The sequence below is a fragment of the Actinosynnema sp. ALI-1.44 genome (assembly GCF_001984155.1).
Taxonomy (GTDB): domain Bacteria; phylum Actinomycetota; class Actinomycetes; order Mycobacteriales; family Pseudonocardiaceae; genus Kibdelosporangium.
Map to the genome: position 1 here is coordinate 819,555 of NZ_MTQO01000053.1, position 13,661 is coordinate 833,215.

At 66.9% G+C, this 13,661-nt stretch carries 14 protein-coding genes and 3 tRNA genes; 10 read left to right on the plus strand and 7 right to left on the minus strand.

Annotation, left to right across the window (positions count from 1 at the left end):
* Window positions 1–11: 11 nt before the first annotated feature.
* Entirely contained in the window at window positions 12–461 is a 450-nt protein-coding gene (locus ALI144C_RS45950; protein WP_076993784.1) for an Lrp/AsnC family transcriptional regulator, read from the minus strand.
* 75 nt (window positions 462–536) lie between these two features.
* Here ALI144C_RS45950 and ddaH point away from each other — a divergent pair, with 75 nt between their 5' ends.
* Window positions 537–1,361, plus strand: a complete 825-nt coding sequence (gene ddaH, locus ALI144C_RS45955) for a dimethylargininase (RefSeq protein WP_076993518.1) — start codon at window positions 537–539, stop codon at window positions 1,359–1,361.
* 58 nt (window positions 1,362–1,419) lie between these two features.
* Window positions 1,420–1,791: a hypothetical protein gene (locus ALI144C_RS45960; RefSeq protein ID WP_076993519.1), complete on the plus strand. Its 372-nt coding sequence runs from the start codon at window positions 1,420–1,422 to the stop codon at window positions 1,789–1,791.
* Between the two features lie 65 nt (window positions 1,792–1,856).
* On the opposite strand, the gene helR is transcribed toward ALI144C_RS45960, so the two are convergent.
* Together helR and ALI144C_RS45970 are read right to left on the minus strand one after the other, a co-directional pair.
* A complete protein-coding gene (gene helR / locus ALI144C_RS45965; RefSeq protein ID WP_269086741.1) occupies window positions 1,857–4,064 on the minus strand; it encodes an RNA polymerase recycling motor ATPase HelR in 2,208 nt (735 codons plus the stop codon).
* Between the two features lie 457 nt (window positions 4,065–4,521).
* A tRNA-Tyr gene (locus ALI144C_RS45970) sits at window positions 4,522–4,602 on the minus strand.
* Between the two features lie 120 nt (window positions 4,603–4,722).
* On the opposite strand from ALI144C_RS45970, the gene ALI144C_RS45975 reads away from it, so the two are divergent.
* Both ALI144C_RS45975 and rfbA read left to right on the plus strand, forming a co-directional pair.
* Window positions 4,723–5,214 carry a YajQ family cyclic di-GMP-binding protein gene (locus ALI144C_RS45975; protein ID WP_076993520.1) on the plus strand — a complete coding sequence of 164 codons (492 nt, stop codon included), beginning with the start codon at window positions 4,723–4,725 and terminating at the stop codon, window positions 5,212–5,214.
* Complete coding sequence (gene rfbA / locus ALI144C_RS45980) at window positions 5,214–6,098, plus strand: glucose-1-phosphate thymidylyltransferase RfbA (protein WP_076993521.1); 885 nt, start codon at window positions 5,214–5,216, stop codon at window positions 6,096–6,098. The genes ALI144C_RS45975 and rfbA overlap by 1 nt, the downstream gene beginning before the upstream one ends.
* Here the strand turns inward: rfbA and ALI144C_RS45985 are convergent.
* From ALI144C_RS45985 to ALI144C_RS46000, 4 genes are read right to left on the minus strand one after another with little or no spacing between them, the layout of a single operon-like run.
* Window positions 6,084–6,917: an anti-sigma factor family protein gene (locus tag ALI144C_RS45985; RefSeq protein WP_143231261.1), complete on the minus strand. Its 834-nt coding sequence runs from the start codon at window positions 6,915–6,917 to the stop codon at window positions 6,084–6,086. The genes rfbA and ALI144C_RS45985 overlap by 15 nt on opposite strands.
* A complete protein-coding gene (locus ALI144C_RS45990; protein WP_076993523.1) occupies window positions 6,914–7,372 on the minus strand; it encodes an RNA polymerase sigma factor in 459 nt (152 codons plus the stop codon). Before ALI144C_RS45990 ends, ALI144C_RS45985 begins: the two co-directional genes overlap by 4 nt.
* 47 nt (window positions 7,373–7,419) lie before the next feature.
* Window positions 7,420–8,283 carry a zinc metalloprotease HtpX gene (gene htpX / locus ALI144C_RS45995; RefSeq protein ID WP_076993524.1) on the minus strand — a complete coding sequence of 288 codons (864 nt, stop codon included), beginning with the start codon at window positions 8,281–8,283 and terminating at the stop codon, window positions 7,420–7,422.
* A 57-nt stretch (window positions 8,284–8,340) separates the two neighbouring features.
* Window positions 8,341–9,105: a siderophore-interacting protein gene (locus tag ALI144C_RS46000; RefSeq protein WP_076993525.1), complete on the minus strand. Its 765-nt coding sequence runs from the start codon at window positions 9,103–9,105 to the stop codon at window positions 8,341–8,343.
* 458 nt (window positions 9,106–9,563) lie between these two features.
* Between ALI144C_RS46000 and ALI144C_RS46005 the strand changes: the two genes are divergently transcribed.
* The 6 genes from ALI144C_RS46005 to ALI144C_RS46030 all read left to right on the plus strand — a co-directional run bounded on the left by ALI144C_RS46005 (window position 9,564) and on the right by ALI144C_RS46030 (window position 13,653).
* Complete coding sequence (locus tag ALI144C_RS46005) at window positions 9,564–12,170, plus strand: putative bifunctional diguanylate cyclase/phosphodiesterase (protein ID WP_076993526.1); 2,607 nt, start codon at window positions 9,564–9,566, stop codon at window positions 12,168–12,170.
* A 63-nt stretch (window positions 12,171–12,233) separates the two neighbouring features.
* Window positions 12,234–12,306 (plus strand) — tRNA-Thr (locus ALI144C_RS46010).
* 52 nt (window positions 12,307–12,358) lie between these two features.
* A tRNA-Met gene (locus ALI144C_RS46015) sits at window positions 12,359–12,431 on the plus strand.
* Window positions 12,432–12,608: 177 nt separating this feature from the next.
* On the plus strand, window positions 12,609–12,773 hold the full coding sequence (gene rpmG, locus ALI144C_RS46020; protein ID WP_033384328.1) for a 50S ribosomal protein L33: 165 nt from the start codon (window positions 12,609–12,611) through the stop codon (window positions 12,771–12,773).
* Window positions 12,774–12,784: 11 nt separating this feature from the next.
* A complete protein-coding gene (locus ALI144C_RS46025; RefSeq protein ID WP_076993527.1) occupies window positions 12,785–13,252 on the plus strand; it encodes an FAS1-like dehydratase domain-containing protein in 468 nt (155 codons plus the stop codon).
* Complete coding sequence (locus tag ALI144C_RS46030; RefSeq protein ID WP_076993528.1) at window positions 13,249–13,653, plus strand: MaoC family dehydratase; 405 nt, start codon at window positions 13,249–13,251, stop codon at window positions 13,651–13,653. Before ALI144C_RS46025 ends, ALI144C_RS46030 begins: the two co-directional genes overlap by 4 nt.
* Window positions 13,654–13,661 lie beyond the last annotated feature (8 nt).

Consider the following 13,661-nt stretch of genomic DNA (forward strand, 5'->3'; position numbering starts at 1 on the left):
AACGGTACTTCTCAGCGGGGCTCGGGCGCGGGGGACCGTTCCAGCAGCGTGGACAGCACGACCGTCGACACTGTGCGGTCGATCATGTCGACGCCGCGCAGCCGTTCCAGGGCGTCCTCGAGGTGGTGGATGTCCCCCGCCCGCAGGTGCACGATCGCGTCCGCCGCGCCGGAAACGGTGTACGCGGCGACGACCTCGGGCAACGGTTCGAGGCTCGCGCGGATCTGCACCGGCGAGACGTTGCCGCGGTAGCGCACCTCGACGAAGGCCTCGGTGCCCCATCCCAGGGCTTCCGGGTCGACCACCGCGGTGAAGCCGCGCAGCACCCCGCGGTCCAGTAACCGGTCGACCCGCCGCTTCACGGCGGGAGCGGACAGGCCGACGACCTTGCCGATCTCGGCGTAGCTCGATCGGGCGTCGGCGACGAGCTGCGAAACGATTCGCTGATCTATCGAGTCCACGCGCAACATTCTGCACGTTGAAGCGCAATATTACGAGCTTGATCCATACTGGAAGGGGGTTCTACATTTCGATCCATGACATCTGCGGTCCGGATGCCCACGACGCGGCGGTATCTGATGTGCGCCCCGAAGTACTTCGAGGTGGCGTACTCGATCAACCCGTGGATGGATCCGAGCAAACCGGTGAACCACGACCTGGTGATGCTGCAGTGGCAGAAGCTGCGCGACACCTACGTCGAACTGGGCCACAAGGTGGAACAGATCGAGCCGCAGCCGGGACTGCCCGACATGGTCTTCTCGGCGAACTCGGCGACCGTGATCGACGGGCGGGTGCTCGGCGCCCGGTTCCGCGCCGAGCAGCGCGCGGCGGAAGCCGACCACTACCGCAGGTGGTTCAACGAGAACGGCTACCACAACATCGTGATGCCCGCGTGCGTCAACGAGGCGGAAGGCGACTTCGCCTGGACCGGCCGCTACCTGCTGGCCGGAACGGGCTTCCGCACGGACCCGGGAGCCCACGCGGAAGCCCAGGAAGTCCTCGGCGTGCCGGTGGTGTCGCTGCACCTGACCGATCCGCGCTACTACCACCTGGACACGGCGTTGTTCGTGCTCAACGAGGACGAGCCGAACATCGCCTACTACCCGGGCGCGTTCTCCGAAGGCTCGCAGCGAGTCCTGCGCCGCCTGTTCCCGGACGCGGTGATCGCCACGGACCACGACGCGGAGACGTTCGGTCTGAACGCCGTGTCCGACGGCCGCAACGTCATCCTGCCGACGGAGTCGACCGGGCTTGCGGCCCAACTGACCGACCGCGGCTATGAGACGATCTTCGTGGACATCTCGGAGCTGAAGAAGTCCGGCGGCGGACCCAAGTGCTGCACGATGGAGATCCGCGGCTGACCAGGATCACCCTTTCGTGATCTTTTGAACGCCTGTTCGACTGTGGGATACTGAAGCCATGCCCGAAGAAGACAGCCTGGAGCGGAAGGTCCGGAAGCTCGATGTGCAGCACGCCGAAACCCGCTGGCTGACGCTTCGGTTAGACGACGACGTCAAGGAGTTGCGCGAGGATCTCCGTGAGGTCAAAGCGACCCAGCGTGAGCATACGACGCTTCTGAACGAGCACAGTGCAACGCTCCTTGAGCACACAGCCATCCTGAACCGCCACTCGGAAATCCTGAACCAACACTCGACAATCCTGAACGAGCACAGTGCCAAGCTCCAGGAACACGACGCGCGGTTCGACTCGGTCGACGGCCAACTCCGGTCGCTGACCCAGATGGTCGGCCAGGTGCTCGACCGGCTTCCGGAGAAGCCGAGCGGAACCTGATCCCGATCTCGTGACGAACCAAAGTCCCGGGCACTGTGCGTGTGGTGCCCGGGACTTGTCCGCGCTTAAGGGGTGACAAATTCCGTGAGAGCCGTCATCACCTGCGGCAACGGACCCTGGTGCAGGACGCCGAGACGTTGTGTGGCCCGAGTGAGCGCCACGTACAACTCCGCCGCTCCGCGCGGACCATCGGCGAGGATCTGATCCGGGTTCACGACAAGCACCGCGTCGTACTCGAGGCCCTTGGTGTCCGACGCCGGGATCGTCCCCGGAGTGCCTGGCGGGCCGATCACCACGCTCGTGCCCTCGCGACCGGCTTCGTCCCGGACGAACTCCTCGATGGCAGCCGCCAGGTCGTCCTCGGTGACCCGCCTCGACCACGGCCGGACACCGTTCGAGCGGACCGACTCCGGCGGCTGGACGCCCGGCGCGAACTCGGCCAGCACCGACGCGGCGACGGCCATGATCTCCGCCGGAGTGCGGTAGTTCACCGTCAACGAGCGGTACTCCCAACGGCCCGGCACGTACGGATCCAACATCGCGCCCCACGACGTCGCCCCGGCAGGCGCCCTGCGCTGGGCGAGGTCACCGACGACGGTGAAGGACTTGCCGGGGCAGCGCCGCATCAGCACCCGCCAGTCCATTTCGGACAGCTCCTGCGCCTCGTCGACCACCACGTGCCGGTAGGTCCAGTCGCGGTCCGCCGACGCGCGTTCGACGAGGTCCCTCGTGTCCTCCTCGACGAACCGGACCGCGAGGTCCTCGGCGCGGAGCAGGTCCGTCGCGAACAGGTGGTCCTCGTCGTCCATGTGGTCCTGGCGGTTGACGAAGCTGTCCAGCACGTTCGCGGCGTACTCCGCCTCGGCCTGCTGCTCCCGTGCGACGGCACGGGCGGCTGCGTCGTCGGCCGCCTTGTCCCGGCCGAGCAGGTCGACCAGCTCGTCGAGCAGCGGCACATCCGAGACGGTCCACGCCTCACCGTCCACACGGAACAGCGACTCGGCCGCGCCCGCGGCACGCAGCCGTTCCTCCGACGCGTACAGCTGGGCCAACAGCGTTTCCGGCGTCAGGATCGGCCAGAGTTCGTCGAGCGCGGCGGTGAAGGCGTCGTCGTCCGCGAGTTCCTTGAGCAGGCCCTTGCGCATGTCCTCCCAGCCTTCTTTGTCCGAACGGGTCAGCCAGCCCTTGCCGATCCGGCCGATCGCCCGCTCGGTCAGCACGTACGTGATGATCTCGACGAACGTCACGCGAGCCTCGTTGTGCGGCAGACCGGTCGCGCGCGCCTCGTCCCTGGCCCACTCCGCGGTCGCCGCGTCGATCCGGACCGTGACGTCCTTCAACTGGATCGGGATCGGCTCCTCGGGCAGCCGCTGCCGATCGCCGACGGCCGCCTTGAGCACGTCGAGCATCTTCAACGACCCCTTGAGCCGCGCGGCCTCCGGTGAGTCCTCCGCCGTGACGCGCAGACCGGGCACGAGGTCACCTGGCGTCATGAACACCACGTCGGACTCGCCCAACGACGGCAGCACCTGCCCGATGTGGTTGAGGAACGCGGGGTTGGGGCCGACCACGAGCACGCCGTGGCGTTCCATCCGCTCCCGCTGGGTGTACATCAGATACGCGACGCGGTGCAGCGCCACAACGGTCTTGCCCGTGCCAGGACCACCCTCGATCACCAGTACACCCGGGTGGCCGAGGCGGATGATCTCGTCCTGCTCGGCCTGGATCGTCGCCACGATGTCCCGCATGCCCTCGCCACGCGGCGCGTTGACCGCCGCGAGGAGAGCAGCGTCACCCCGCTCGTGTTCACCGGGACGGCCAAGCACCTCGTCGGTGAAGTCGAGCACCTGACGGCCACGCGTGTGGAACTGGCGGCGGCGCCGCATGTTCTCCGGGTTCGCGCCGGTGGCGACGTAGAACGGACGGGCCGCCGGTGCCCGCCAGTCGAGCAGCACCGGGTCGTACTCGTTGTCCTCGTCGAACAGACCGATCCGGCCGATGTAGGAGTGCTCACCCGTGATGGCGTCGAGCCGCCCGAAGCACAGGCCGTTGTCCGCGACGTCCAGCCGCTTCATCTCCCTGGCCCGAGCGCGTACCTCGACATCGCGTTCCATGGGCGACACCCCCTTGCCACCCAGAGCCGCCTCGAACTCGCCCTTCACCCGTGCCCGCTCGGCGTCAAGCCGCTCGTACAGCCCGGCCACATAAGCCCGCTCGGACCGTAGTTCCTCGTCGTACTCGTGCTCTGATTCGACAACCAGCTTCGCTGCCACATTCGTCCCATCGGTGCGGATCCTGCGTGCCACAGCCGTCGCCTCCCCACGTCAGCCGTACGCAACGTCGAGCATTCTGCGGCACAACCGGGGCCTTGCCACAAGCCCCAGGGTGCGCTATACGTTGAACATGGAGGGGAGTGAGCCGTCCTCCCACGCCCACAATCCCGCTTTCACAAACGACAAAAGCCGGTCGATAAAAGCCCGTGCCCCATTCACCTGTCGCTGTGCTGTACAGCACCCTGGGAACCGGCGACATCAAATGAGGCGACATGACGGAGCGTAACGCGCAGTGACACCCAAAGCGCCCAGAGCAAGGCTGGTGAAAGGGAAAATGACCAGCGCTGGGTCGAGAGGAGCTCGCACCGTGGGGGGCTTGGGGGGCTCGGCCCCCCAAAATAGTGGAGGGCGACCCTGCGAAGTTGCAAAGCAACTGAGCAGGGTCACCCCGAGCCCGTGGCGGGTGACGGATTTGAACCGCCGTAGCTTGCGCGGCTGATTTACAGTCAGCTCCCTTTGGCCACTCGGGCAACCCGCCGTGGTGCGTGCTGAACTGTACCCAATGCTCCTGGGCGGGTGCCAACGGGTATCCCGTTCGGGGTTCCCCGGTAGCATCTTCAGGGCTTTTGGTGGTGGATCGACTCGGAGGTGCGGTGACGTGGCGGACCCGTCGTTCGACGTGGTGAGCAAGGTCGACCGGCAGGAGGTGACCAACGCGATCAACCAGGCAGGCAAGGAGCTGTCGACCCGGTTCGACTTCCGTGGCACCGGCGCCGAGATCGACTGGACCGGTGAGGAGGCCATCTCCGTCCAGGCCGAGACCGAGGAGCGCTGTCTCGCCGCCATCGAGGTCTTCAAGGAGAAGCTGATCAAGCGCGGCATCTCCCTCAAGGCCTTCGAGGCCGACGAGCCCAAGGTGTCCGGCAAGATCTACAAGGCTTCCGGCAAGATCCTGCAGGGCATCGCCGCCGACAAGGCCAAGGAGATCGCCAAGGCCGTCCGCGACAGCGGCCTCAAGGGCGTCCAGGCGCAGATCCAGGGCGACCAGCTCCGGGTCTCCGGCAAGAAGAAGGACCACCTGCAGGACGTCATCTCACTGCTGAAGTCCAAGGACTTCGGGATCGCCCTCCAGTTCACCAATTACCGCTGATGCGCGGGATCGTGCTCGCCGGGGGCAGCGGCACCCGGCTGCACCCGATCACGCAGGCGACGTCCAAGCAGCTGCTCCCGGTGTACGACAAGCCGATGATCTACTACCCGATCTCGGTTCTGATGCTCTCCGGGATCAGGGACATCCTCATCATCTCCACCCCGACGGATCTGCCCAACTTCGCGCGGCTCCTCGGTGACGGCTCGCAGTTCGGGGTCACCTTCTCCTACGCCGAGCAGGCCGCCCCCAACGGTCTCGCCGAGGCGTTCATCATCGGCGCGGAGTTCGTCGGTGACGACAAGGTCGCGCTCGTGCTCGGCGACAACATCTTCTACGGCCAGGGTTTCTCCAAGATCCTGCAGCGTGAGGCCGCTCAGTTGGATGGCGCCACGCTGTTCGGCTATCCGGTCAAGGATCCGCAGCGGTACGGCGTCGGCGAGGTCGACGCCACCGGGCAGTTGATCTCCATCGAGGAGAAACCCGCTGTCCCGCGCTCCAACAAGGCGATCACCGGTCTTTACTTCTACGACAGCGAGGTCGTGGAGATCGCGCGGGGCCTGGCGCCGTCCGCTCGTGGTGAGTTGGAGATCACCGACGTCAACGTCGCGTACCTGCGGCAGGGCCGGGCGAAGCTGATCGACCTGGGCCGTGGGTTCGCCTGGTTGGACACCGGCACCCACGACTCGCTGCTGGAGGCCGGGCAGTTCGTCCAGGTGCTTGAGCACCGGCAGGGTGTGCGCATCGCGTGCCTTGAGGAAGTCGCGTTGGCTATGGGCTACATCACTGCCGACGAGTGCTACGCGCTGGGCGCCAAGCTCGCGAAGTCGGGCTACGGCGACTACGTGATGACGGTCGCCAGGGCCGCGGGCTCATCGGGCGACTAGTGCCGGGCCGGCGTCGAGCAGGTCGTAGCCCAGCTCGACGTCGCCGCGGATCATCACGTCCACCGATCTCGGTGGTGTCCTGGCGGCCATCAGCAGGCAGAACGCCTCGGTGTCCATCGTCATCTCGACTGTGATCACACCGTGGTCCTCAAGCGGCAGTGACCACGTTCCGCCACCTGGCCCTGCCAGCACCAACCGCACAACAATGTCCGGCTGTGCCATACGGCGGTACGCGGCCGCGTAGGGCAGGAGGCTGGCGGCGAAACCTGCGATCGCGTGGAGGTGCTCCGGTGGGGGCGGCGGTAGCTCCTTGTACGTCGCCATGGCGATGTCGCGTGCGCAGATCCACGTCTCGTACGCGCGGGCCAGCATCAGCTCCGGTGGCAGTGGTTTCCTTGTCAGCGCGCAGCAGATCGCGTCGGCTTGCTGCTGCCAGGTTTTCTGGTCGCGTACGCCCAGTTGGTCGGCGACGAGTCTGTCGGCCGCGGTCAGACGGCTGAGTTGCTCTGTGACGTCGTCGTCCGCGTCGAGTTCCTTCAGCAACGCGCTCAACGCCGAGACGGTCGCCGCGTACGCCCTGGCGTAGTCCGGGATGTCCGGCCGGTCGGTGGCCGCGAGCACCTTGTCACGAATCTCCTCGGGCGGCTGGGTTTCCTGCGGGGCAAGGGAACGTGTGGCCTCGGCCAGTCCACGCACGTCGGCGCGGCAGGTTTCACACGTCCTCAGGTGCGCTTCGACCGCATCAGCCTCGTCCGGGGAACACGCACACGTCGTCCAGGCAGCAAGCAGCGACGACACCGCCGCGTGACTGGTCGTCACAGGGCTGCCGCCAGCTCGCGCAGGCCGGCGCGCAGCCGTGCTTTCGCTGTGCCCGCCGGGATGCCGAGTTCGATCGCGATCTGCTGGTACGTCCGGCCGTCGAAGTACGCCAGTTCCACCGCCTGCCGGGTCAGGTCCGGCAGCGCGGCCAACGCGACCGGCCGGTCGGCGGTCACCCGGTCACCCGGAGCGATGTTGTTCTCCCGCAACCAGTCGACCGCCAGCCGATGGGCCAGCATCGCCAGCCAGCACTTGAGGCTGGCCTGTGACGGGTCGTAGGCCAGCGGGCGGTCCCACAGGCGTACGAACGCGTCGACGGTGATGTCCGAGGCCACCGCGGTGTCGCCTGTCACGCACAGCGCGACGGCGTAAACGCTTGCGCCGTATGACTCGTACACCTCGGCCAGGGCGCTGTGGTCCCCGTATACCAACCGTTGCCGGCTGTCACCGTCCATGCTTCGGACAATCCCAAAGCGAGCGGTCCCAGCACACCGCCAGAAGCTCACAGCCCGCGATGGGCCATGTCCTCCAGTCGACGGATGCGTTCGGCGATCGGCGGATGGGTGTCGAACAGCCGTGCCAGTTGCTCACCCGGGCGGAACGGGTTGGCGATCATCAGGTGCGACTGCGACGCGATCGCCGGTTCGGGCGCCAGTGGGGCCTGCCGCGTGCCGACCTCCAGCTTGCGCAGTGCCGACGCCAACGCCAACGGGTCGCCGGTCAGCTCGGCGCCGGACTCGTCCGCCTGGTACTCCCGTGACCTGCTGACCGCCATCCGCACGACACCCGCGGCCACCGGGCCGAGGATCGCGATCATCAGCATCGCCAGCGGGTTCGGCCGGTCGTCGTCGCTGCCGCCGAACAGGCCGAACAGCATCGCGAAGTTGGCGAGGAACCCGATCACGCTGGCCAGCGCGCCCGCCACGCACGAGATGAGGATGTCGCGGTTGTAGACGTGTGACAGCTCGTGCCCGAGCACAGCGCGTAGCTCACGCTCGTCGAGGAGCTCCAGAATCCCTGTGGTGCAGCACACTGCGGCGTTGCGCGGGTTACGCCCCGTCGCGAACGCGTTCGGCGCCTGCGTCGGGCTGATGTACAGCCGGGGCATCGGCTGGCGTGCGGTGTTGGCGAGCTCACGCACGATGCGGTACATCGCAGGCTGTTCCCACTGCGACACAGGCCGTGCACGCATCGCGCGCAACGCGATCTTGTCGGAGTTGAAGTAGGCGTACGCGTTCACACCGAGCGCGATCAGCAGGCCGATGACCAGCGCGGTTCGCCCGAACAGCGAGCTGACCAGCAGGATGAGCGCACTCATGCCGCCGAGCAGGAGAGCCGTCTTCAACCCGTTGTAGTGCTTGTGCACGGCGCCTCCTTCCCGAGTCCTTACGAAACAACGCTCTCGTAAAGGAGGAAGTTCCTGTTAGGACCCGGCGTGGCCGAGCCGCCAGTAGGTGGCGGGACGCACACTCGCCCGGTCGATGCCCTTGTCGACAAGCACTTCGCGCACGGCCTGCATGGCCTGGCGCTCACCGGCGGCCCAGACAGCGGGCTTGCCGTCGGGGAACTCCGCGGCCGACAGCGCGTTCACCAACGGCTCGCTGCTGCCTGCCGGAACGCCGTTTCGGTGCACCCAGGTCACGTCCAGGTCCTGCTGCTCCGCGGCGTCCTCGATCTCGACGAACGCCCGGATCGTCGCGCCCGGCAGTGCCCGCATGATCGACCCGATCGCAGGCAGGGCTGTCTCGTCCCCGATCAGGAGGTGCCACGGCGCGTCGGCGTCGGGCTGGTAGGCGGGCGAGGGGCCGACGAAGATCACCTCGTCGCCCGGCTTGGCTCCCGTCGCCCACCTCGAGGCCGGCCCGTGGTCGCCGTGCAGCACGAAATCGAAGTCGATCTCGTTGGCAACGGGGTCGTGCCTGCTGATCGTGTACGTGCGCATGTACGGCCGGACCTGCGACATCGCCACCCGCGCCGTCTCCAGCGTGAGCGGTTCCGGGAGCACGGCGCCGGGCTCGTAGAGGTAGAGCATCACGTTCTCGTCCGTGCCCGCACCGGCGAAGTCGTCGATCCCCGGCCCACCGACGGTGATCCGCGCCATCCTCGGGGTGATCCGCTCGATACGGGTCACCGGCGCCCGCCACAGTTTGGTGGGCTGCCTGCGTGCCCGGCGTCGTTCAGTACTCATCGCCGCTCAATCTAGGTCGCGCCCGCCGGGGCGTTCTACCAGGGGAACGGATACCGCGCGTCACTTCGTGACCACGCACCTGGCTGGATCTTCGTCCGGATGGGCGTACTTGCCTGTGGCCGCGATAACAGATCGGTCTCAACTCGATTCAGTGCCGGATAAAGTCTGGGCCGCGGCAGCGATCCGCCGCGGATTCTTCGCTACCAGCCGGTTCGGGCGTGGAACATTCGCCTGCCGTTCAAGGGGTTGGAAAGTGATCTACGTCAGCTCGGTGCCGGGTTCCGAACGAGCCTGGTTGTCACCGGTTCGCGAGGTCGACGGGGACTCTGTGCCGTCGGAATGGGTGGCTATTTCGCCTGATCGGGGTACAGTGACCCGACTGCCAAAGCTGTGGTGACGCTGTGGTGATGCCGCGACGTACCCGAGATGCCCGTACCCCGGTCGGACGAGGAGGCGGCATGGCGGAGCGACCGGATGTCGTGGAGCCGGTAGATGAGACCCCGCTTGTCCGTCGTTTCCGACTTTACTCCGTCAGCGTTGTCGTCATCGGTCTGCTCGGGGCGTTGCTGGTCTCGTGGTGGATGCCGCCGACGAACTACACGACCGACCACATCTGGACCGGCCTGCTGCTCGTCCTCGGCTTCCTGATCGCCGAACAGCTCGCCATCAACGTCGACGTCCGCAGCGGCGTGAGCTGGTCGATCTCGTTCACCGAGATCCCGCTCGCCATCGGACTGTTCGTCGCGCCCTTCGAACTCGTGCTGCTCGCGCACGTCATCGCGGGTGTCAGCACCCTGCTTGTCCGCGGTGTGCACGACCGCGTTCTCTACAACGCGGGCGTGCTCGTGATCGAGATCAGTACGGCTTTCGCTGTGCTGCAAGCCTTCCGGCTCAGCCTCGACGGTGTCGGTCCCGACTGGGCCGGACCGTTCGTCGGCGCGTTCGCCGCTCCGGTGTCCAGCACGCTGCTCGGCCTGGTCACGGTGTACGTGCTGGGCAGGCGGATCCGGCTGTCCGCCGGAATCCTGCTGGTCGGCCGCACCCTCGTGCTCGGCATGGTCAACTCCGCGGTCGGCGTCGTCGGCTACGTGGTGACCGTCCAGGAGGAGGGCGGCTGGCCGCTGATCCTGCTCGCGCTGTCCGGCTTCGGCGCCCTGTACGTCGCCTACTCCGGGCTGCTGCGCGACCAACGCGACCTGGAGGCGTTGTCCCAGGTCAGCTTGATCGTGGCCCGCTCGGGCCAGCAGGCCGCCGCGAAGCCCGCCACCGGCCTCGACGACATCTCCGCGGGCGTGGCCGACGACGAGTGGCACGCGATCGCCGAACGGATCAAGGACCAGCTGTCCGCGACGAGAGTCGTGCTGCACATCAGGTTCGACCCGCAGGCGCCGATGCGGACCGTGGTCGCCGGGACGGACCTGACGCAGGAGCTCCACACCGGTGACGTGACCGGATCCAAGGGCGACCCGCTGCTGCGCCTGCCCGGTTCGCACGTACGGCACTTCCGCCGGATCGACGCGATGCCGGAGATCCGTCAGTCATTGTTACGTAGGGACGCGACCGAAGCGCTTGTTGTTCCATTGCGTAGTGCGAGCCATTTGCTCGGCGTCGTCGAGGCGCACGACAGGCAAAGCCGTTGGCGTGGCTTCGGCACTGCGGACATGCGCCTGATCGGCACCATGGCGAGCCATCTCGCGACGGCGTTGGACAACCGCAGGTTGTTGTCACGGTTGCGGCACGACGCGTACCACGACCCGCTGACCGGCCTGCTCAACCGCCCTGGGTTCCGGCAGGCCGCGACCGAGATGCTGCGGTCGGACCCGCAGGCCATGGTCGTCCGGATCGATCTTGACGTGCTGTCGACGGTCAGCGACGCGCTCGGCTACGCGTGGGGCGACCGGATGGTCTCCGCGGCCGCGCGCCGCATCCGCGACACCCTCGGCCCCGAGAGCATGATCGCCAGACTGGAGGGCATGGCGTTCGCCGCGCTGCTGCGCGGGCGTCCGATCGACGAGATGCACGCACTCGCGGAACGCCTGCGGGACATGCTGATCGCGCCGTACATCGTGGAGCGCCTGACGCTCGACGCCGGTGCGGTCGTCGGGTTCGTCTCCGCGGCGATGGAGGACGAGCAGACCGTCGTCGACGTGGACACGCTCCTGCAGCACGCTGACGTGGCCGTGCGCGCCGCGAAGGCGGGCGGCGAGCCTGTCCGTGCGTACATGCCCAGCATGGGGCAGATCTTCCTGCGCCGGTTCCAGCTGGTCACCCAGTTCCGGCACGCGGTGGAGACCGGCCAGGTCAAGGTGCACTACCAGCCGAAGGTCGCGCTGCCCAGCCGCAACGTGCTCGGCGTGGAAGCGCTGGTGCGCTGGACGCACCCGGAGTACGGCGACCTGCACCCGGACGAGTTCGTGCCCGCGATCGAGGCCGCGGGCCTGGTCGGCGCGCTGACCGGGTTCGTGATGGAGCAGGCGCTGACCAAGGTCCGCAAGTGGCTCGACAAGGGCCTGCGGATCTCGGCCGCGGTCAACATCTCCGTGCGCAGCCTGGCCGAACAGGACTTCCCCGAACAGGTCTCGGACCTGCTGACGCGCTACGGCGTCCCACCGGAGCTGCTGACGCTGGAACTGACCGAGTCCGGCGTGATGGCCGACCCGCAGAAGGCGCTGCCCGTGCTGCGCAGGCTGCACGCGTTGGGTGTCGTGCTTGCCGTCGACGACTTCGGCACCGGCTACAGCTCGCTGGCGTACCTGCGGCAGCTGCCGGTGGACGAGGTCAAGATCGACAAGAGCTTCGTCTTCGGGATGGGCACGGACCTGTCGGACCTCGCGGTGGTGCGCTCGATCGTCGAACTGGGCCACTCGCTGGGCCTGTCCGTGGTCGCCGAGGGCGTCGAGGAGGACGTGGCGCGTGACCAGCTGTCCGCGATGGGCTGCGACGTCATCCAGGGCTACCTGATCTCCCGTCCGCTGTCGGAGAGCAGGTTGGAGGCCTGGTTGCAGGCTCGGACCACCAAGACCCCGGGCCGCATGGACGAGACCGTGCTCACCTTGCTGTCCTAGAAGGGGACCCCCGTTTTATTCCGCTCGCGGGAGCATGTAGAGTTCACCTCGCTCCTAGAGCACGCCCCAATAGCTCAGTCGGTAGAGCGTCTCCATGGTAAGGAGAAGGTCTACGGTTCGATTCCGTATTGGGGCTCTGTGGGCCTAGCCGTGACGTCCACCCAGACGTTGCGGCTTGATCCATGTGTGGCGGTGTAGCTCAGGTGGTAGAGCAAACGGCTCATAATCGTTGTGTCGGCGGTTCAAGTCCGCCCACCGCTACGTGAATGGGTGAAGTGTGCTCGCGTGCGATGCGCACGCTCGCCCTCTTCACTTCGCATTACACTGGGGGCGCGGCCCCCAGACCCCGCCCAGGGGGCAAGCCCCCTGGACCCCCCTCGAAGGCGACGCCTTCGAACCAGGTGGCTGGGAAATTCCGTTGTCTAGAGAGGTACTGCTGTGGCTGCCACTGACGTGCGACCGAAGATCACGCTCGCGTGCGAGGTGTGCAAGCACCGCAACTACATCACCAAGAAGAACCGGCGCAACGACCCGGACCGCATCGAGCTGAAGAAGTTCTGCCCGAACTGCGGCACGCACCGCGCGCACAAGGAAACTCGCTGAGCTAGCTCCTCATGGCTCTCGATCCCTCCTTCATCGGACGCAGCTACCCGGCCTCACCGGTCTACCAGGTCAGCCGGGCCAAGATCCGAGAGTTCGCTGAGGCGATCGGTGACGACAACCCGCTCTACTCCGACCCGGCTGCCGCGCAGGCCGCCGGGTATTCGGATGTCGTCACCCCGCCGACGTTCCTCACCATCATCAACCTGGCCGCGATCAACGTCGTGATCGAGGACCCGGAGCTGGGGCTGGACTACAGCCGGATGGTGCACGGCGACCAGAGCTTCGTCTACAACCGCCAGGTGTGCGCGGGTGACGAGCTGCGTGTGGTCGTCCACATCGAGGACATCATGCACCGCGCGAGCAACGACTTCATCAACATGCGGGCGGACATAGTCGACGCGGATGACGAGATCGTCGTCATCTCGTACGCCCAACTTGTCGTGCGTGACGCCGCGAAGCCGGAAGAGGCCGCCGTATGACCGCCGTCGGTGACGAGCTGCCGTCGTTGTCCGTGCAGGTCACGCGCAAGGACCTCGTGCGCTACGCGGGCGCGTCGCTCGACTTCAACCCGATCCACTGGAACGAGCCGTTCGCCAAGGAAGTCGGCCTTCCCGACGTGATCGCGCACGGCATGCTGACCATGGCGCTGGCCGGTCGGGTCGTCACGCAGTGGGTCAGCGACCCGGGCAAGGTCCTCCAGTACGGCGTCCGGTTCACCCGTCCCGTCGTGGTTCCCAACGACGACAAGGGCGCGACCGTCGAGCTGGCGGGCAAGGTCCGCGAGGTCAACGAAGACGGCACCGTGCGCGTCGACATCACCGCCAAGTTCGACGGCAAGACCGTCCTCGGCAAGGCCCAGGCCCTCCTCAAACTTCCCTGACCCTCCGG

What these genes read in the sequence shown, in the direction of transcription:
- ddaH (WP_076993518.1), top strand. Translation starts at nt 537, where the DNA reads ATGACATCTGCGGTCCGGATGCCCACGACGCGGCGGTATCTGATGTGC.
- ALI144C_RS45960 (WP_076993519.1), top strand. Translation starts at nt 1,420, where the DNA reads ATGCCCGAAGAAGACAGCCTGGAGCGGAAGGTCCGGAAGCTCGATGTG.
- rfbA (WP_076993521.1), top strand. Translation starts at nt 5,214, where the DNA reads ATGCGCGGGATCGTGCTCGCCGGGGGCAGCGGCACCCGGCTGCACCCG.
- ALI144C_RS45990 (WP_076993523.1), bottom strand. Translation starts at nt 7,372, where the DNA reads ATGGACGGTGACAGCCGGCAACGGTTGGTATACGGGGACCACAGCGCC.
- ALI144C_RS46000 (WP_076993525.1), bottom strand. Translation starts at nt 9,105, where the DNA reads ATGAGTACTGAACGACGCCGGGCACGCAGGCAGCCCACCAAACTGTGG.
- ALI144C_RS46005 (WP_076993526.1), top strand. Translation starts at nt 9,564, where the DNA reads ATGGCGGAGCGACCGGATGTCGTGGAGCCGGTAGATGAGACCCCGCTT.
- ALI144C_RS46025 (WP_076993527.1), top strand. Translation starts at nt 12,785, where the DNA reads ATGGCTCTCGATCCCTCCTTCATCGGACGCAGCTACCCGGCCTCACCG.
- ALI144C_RS46030 (WP_076993528.1), top strand. Translation starts at nt 13,249, where the DNA reads ATGACCGCCGTCGGTGACGAGCTGCCGTCGTTGTCCGTGCAGGTCACG.